Annotated in this window: 5 protein-coding genes; 3 read left to right on the forward strand and 2 right to left on the reverse strand. The window is 26.3% G+C overall.

What is annotated here, in order from left to right:
• The coding region (locus CRU95_RS15960; protein WP_164969819.1) for a response regulator transcription factor at window positions 1-518 on the forward strand (518 nt) is incomplete at its 5' end.
• 21 nt (window positions 519-539) lie between these two features.
• On the opposite strand, the gene CRU95_RS15965 is transcribed toward CRU95_RS15960, so the two are convergent.
• The gene (locus CRU95_RS15965) at window positions 540-854 is read right to left on the reverse strand and encodes a pyrimidine/purine nucleoside phosphorylase (RefSeq protein ID WP_129102103.1); all 315 of its coding nucleotides are present in this window, start codon (window positions 852-854) and stop codon (window positions 540-542) included.
• 112 nt (window positions 855-966) lie between these two features.
• On the opposite strand from CRU95_RS15965, the gene CRU95_RS15970 reads away from it, so the two are divergent.
• Together CRU95_RS15970 and recO are read left to right on the forward strand one after the other, a co-directional pair.
• Window positions 967-1,224 carry a hypothetical protein gene (locus tag CRU95_RS15970; protein ID WP_013134857.1) on the forward strand — a complete coding sequence of 86 codons (258 nt, stop codon included), beginning with the start codon at window positions 967-969 and terminating at the stop codon, window positions 1,222-1,224.
• Complete coding sequence (gene recO, locus CRU95_RS15975; protein ID WP_129102104.1) at window positions 1,225-1,842, forward strand: recombination protein RecO; 618 nt, start codon at window positions 1,225-1,227, stop codon at window positions 1,840-1,842.
• 13 nt (window positions 1,843-1,855) lie between these two features.
• On the opposite strand, the gene CRU95_RS15980 is transcribed toward recO, so the two are convergent.
• A partial coding sequence (locus CRU95_RS15980) for a chemotaxis protein CheW (protein ID WP_258238743.1) occupies window positions 1,856-3,960 on the reverse strand: 2,105 nt, incomplete at its 5' end.

Consider the following 3,960-nt stretch of genomic DNA (forward strand, 5'->3'; position numbering starts at 1 on the left):
ACTTAAATGTTCCAGGATTTGATGGACATGAAATATTAAAAACAATAAGAAAAGATAATCCAAACAGTCCTGTAATCATGATAAGTGCTGAAATAGATATAGAAAATATCAAAAATTCTTTTGATTATGGGTGTAATGATTATATAAAAAAACCCTTTGATTTTGAAGAACTTTTTTTAAGAATAAAATACCATTTAAACCATATATCACAAAATAATGATCTGAATTTAAATATTGATTTGGGCTATGAGTATAATTACGATTTGATAAACCAAACTTTATATAAACATGGACATGAAATAGAACTAACAATAAAAGAAAAACTACTCTTATCACTCTTAGTTAAAAACATAAATAAAACAGTCACTATTGATATGATTCATGAATATGTTTGGGATAGTAAAGAGATGGAATCAGTAAGCATGAGAACTATCGTTCATAAATTAAGAAGTAAACTAAAAAATGGAATGGTTTTAAATCTAAGAGGGGTGGGATATAAACTTTTACAAATAAGCTAAGATAGGAAAAATCTTTCTATCTTAGTGTATTTTAAATGAACAACAATAATCAACTAGTGAAATAACTTTTAATTTAAATTTAGAGTTAGCAGGTACTTTAAAACTTTGTGGTGCAACAATTTTTTTCCAATCTTGTGCAGGTAATAATACTTCTAATTCTCCAGATTCTACATCAATAAGTTCTTCATGAATAGTTGTAAAATCATACTCTCCAGGTAACATAACACCTAAAGTTTTTTTTGAACCATCTTCAAACTCTATTGCTCTACTTGTAACATGACCTTCATATAAAATATTTGCTTTTTTAGCTATTTTTACATTTTCAAACACAGACATCTACATTTTCCTTTTTATAATATGTCAAGAATAATACCATAAGTATAATTATGAAGCAAACAAGTAGTAATCTTTTGTTATAATTTTTTTTCAAATTTAAAAGGAAAATAATATGACTATACAAGAAAAACTTTTAAATCTAGTACACAACGAAGTTATACCTGATGTTGAAGACTATTTAGATGAGTTATTTGAATTAGTTGCATCAAAAAAAAGTGATGATAAAACTAAAGAAGAAATAAAATATATGCAAGAGATGAGAAAAGAGTTTCAAGATTTAATTGATGATTTAGAAGCTGGTGAGATTGATGATGAAGAAGCTCAAGAAATCATTGATGAAATAATTGATATGAAGAGTCTTGAAGAATAGATGCAAGGTTATATAATCGATATAAAATCTGTAAGAGATGATGACTTAATAGTTACTATTCTTACAGATGATAGTATTTATACTACATATAGATTTTATGGAGGAAGACACTCTACAATTAATGTTGGATATAAGATTGATTTTGAATTAGAATCAAATCTAAAAAGTACAATGCCTAGACTAAAAGATGTACTTCAAATAAGTTTTAATTGGATTTTTGTAAAAGAAAAACTTTATTGCTGGCAAAGATTTTTAAAGCTTTTTTATCCACATTTAAAAGATGTGGAAGATATAGATGATTTTTATTTTAATTTATTAGAAGAACTGGCTCACAAACTTATAAAACAAGATGCCAAACGAGCTATTTGTGAAACTTATATAAAACTACTAGAACATGAAGGAAGACTTCATAGCGAGTATATTTGTCTACTTTGTGAACAAGAGATAAACGATGAAATCTCACTTGTACGAAGTTTTCATCCAGTTCATCCTAATTGCACTTATTCGAAAAAATTTGAATTTTACAAAATAGACGAACTTTTTAAAGAAAAATCGCTAATTTTCTTGGATGATGAAGAAGTTGAGTACATTTGGCAAATATTACTTCAAGGGATATAAGTCTTTACTTTTGTTATTCTACCAAGTTGTTTTTTAACATCTCAATATCAAGTATTGATAATAATTTATCATCTTTTGAACCCTCAAGAGGAACTATTACAGAGTTTATTAATGTACAATTCCCTAACAAATAATTATCAATCTTCTTGATTCTAGCTTTGGAAACCTCAGGAATATCACCTAGTTCATTTACTAATATACCTATGTAATTCTCACTATCTTTGTCAAAATGTTTTATAATGACAACTTCTTTGTACTCTTCTTCAACTTTTTCATCTAAAAAATTCTTAATATCTATCACTCCAACAGCACTATTGTTATAGATAATAGTTCCTTTAAAATAGTGGTCATTATTCATTGTAGGAGATAGATCTAATTTAGAAATACTCACAACTTCAATTAAATTTTCTATTTCAATACCTAGCCACTTCCCACCTATGAAAAAAGTCCCTATTTCTTGTGTGTCTTCTGATTTATTTCCACTAATTTCTTTAAATATTTCTTTACTATGAGAAATCTTCAAATCTGAAGAACTTATATAAGAGAAAAATATTGCAAAAATGTCATTTGAATAATTATCAGCAATTTTATATTCTCTATATCCTTGAGAACATTTTATTCCAATAGCATAGTAGTTACCATTGTAAACTATTATTTCACTATGGGATTCTCCATTTACCATATTCAAAAATTTCAAGTCAATATCTAAAGTTTTTCCGACTTTTAAGTCCCCACTTGTAGAAGAGATTATTAATCCTTTTTTATCAGTAAATACTCCAAATCTCTTTTCATCAGCTGATGATTTATAATTTGGAATTGATTCTTCAAGCATTGCTTTTAATTCAACTTTTGAATCAAAAACTACACCAATACCACCTACGACATTCTCATTTGATTTGATAGAAGAGTAATAAATGTAAGTGTAATCATCATTATAGAATTTTGTTCTTTTAAAATTTGACACAAAATAATCATTATTGTCTGTTATTTTCATTGTATTTTCAAGGGTATTATCATTTAATTGCATTCCAACTAAATGTTTTTCTTCTTCCTTAGAAACAGCAAGAATAATTCCATTTTTATCATAAATAAATAAATTTGTATAAACTGTATAAAGACTATTGATGTACTTTAAAATCTCTGTTAATTTACTATTATTAGTTTTATCTACAGAACTAGAGGTTAAGACATCTTTAAAATCTTGGGTTAAAGCCCACCATCTACAATCATTTGCTCTTTCATATAGATTTCTATCCATAATATCTACCATCAAAGAAGCGACATAAGTTGCATTATTTAATATAATTGTTTTAGTAAGATTAGCAATAGATAAATCAAATATTTTTTTAGTTTTCTCTCCAGTTAGACTTATCTCATTTAAAAGTGCCCTAGAAAAGCTTTTTGTTAATTCACTTTTATCTTGATTACCTCGGTTGAGATTTCCATTCCAAACTAATCTATTTAAATTTTCTTGGATATTATTTGCTTCAAGTGGGATTTTTTTTAGTTCATCACTAAATCTCTCCCCTCCTTGTAAGATTGCCAATAAAATATCTTGATCAATATTTAAATTATCATCTTCTTCAACAAAAGCATAGTCTAAAGGAAGCAAAATATGACCATACCATTCTTGTCCAAAATAACCTTGATAACCATTTGTTTTACATGTTTTAGATAAATAATCTCTACCTCCATGAGAAATAAAAGAGAATTTACTATTTGGATTAAATTCTAAAATTGTTCCTAAATTCACATGATACTTATCACTAGTAGCAATTACTACTCCATCTTTATCTAAAATTGTTAAACACTCCTTATTTTTTATCTCTTTTAGATTATTAAAAATACCTTTCATCTCATCTTGAAACTTAAAACATAAGCATAAAATTCCAATTGATTCTGAATTTGGATCATTAGTTTTTGTAACTTTAGATGCATAAACTAAACTTTTCTTTTTACTTGGAATAAAATCATGAAATTTAAAAGATTCAACATAATCATTACTACTTAAAGATAAATCAATAATCTCATCTTCAGATTTATTTATTTTTTCACTTTTATCTAATTGCACTAGGATATTACCTTTTGTGTCCATTAGGACAATGTTATAATATACAC

Origin of the sequence: Arcobacter sp. F2176 (genome assembly GCF_004116465.1) — a bacterium.
Taxonomy (GTDB): Bacteria; Campylobacterota; Campylobacteria; order Campylobacterales; family Arcobacteraceae; genus Arcobacter; species Arcobacter siniprincipis.

Bases quoted from the DNA above. Each gene is read 5' to 3' on its own strand.
- CRU95_RS15965 (WP_129102103.1), bottom strand. From the start codon at position 854: ATGTCTGTGTTTGAAAATGTAAAAATAGCTAAAAAAGCAAATATTTTA.
- CRU95_RS15970 (WP_013134857.1), top strand. From the start codon at position 967: ATGACTATACAAGAAAAACTTTTAAATCTAGTACACAACGAAGTTATA.
- recO (WP_129102104.1), top strand. From the start codon at position 1,225: ATGCAAGGTTATATAATCGATATAAAATCTGTAAGAGATGATGACTTA.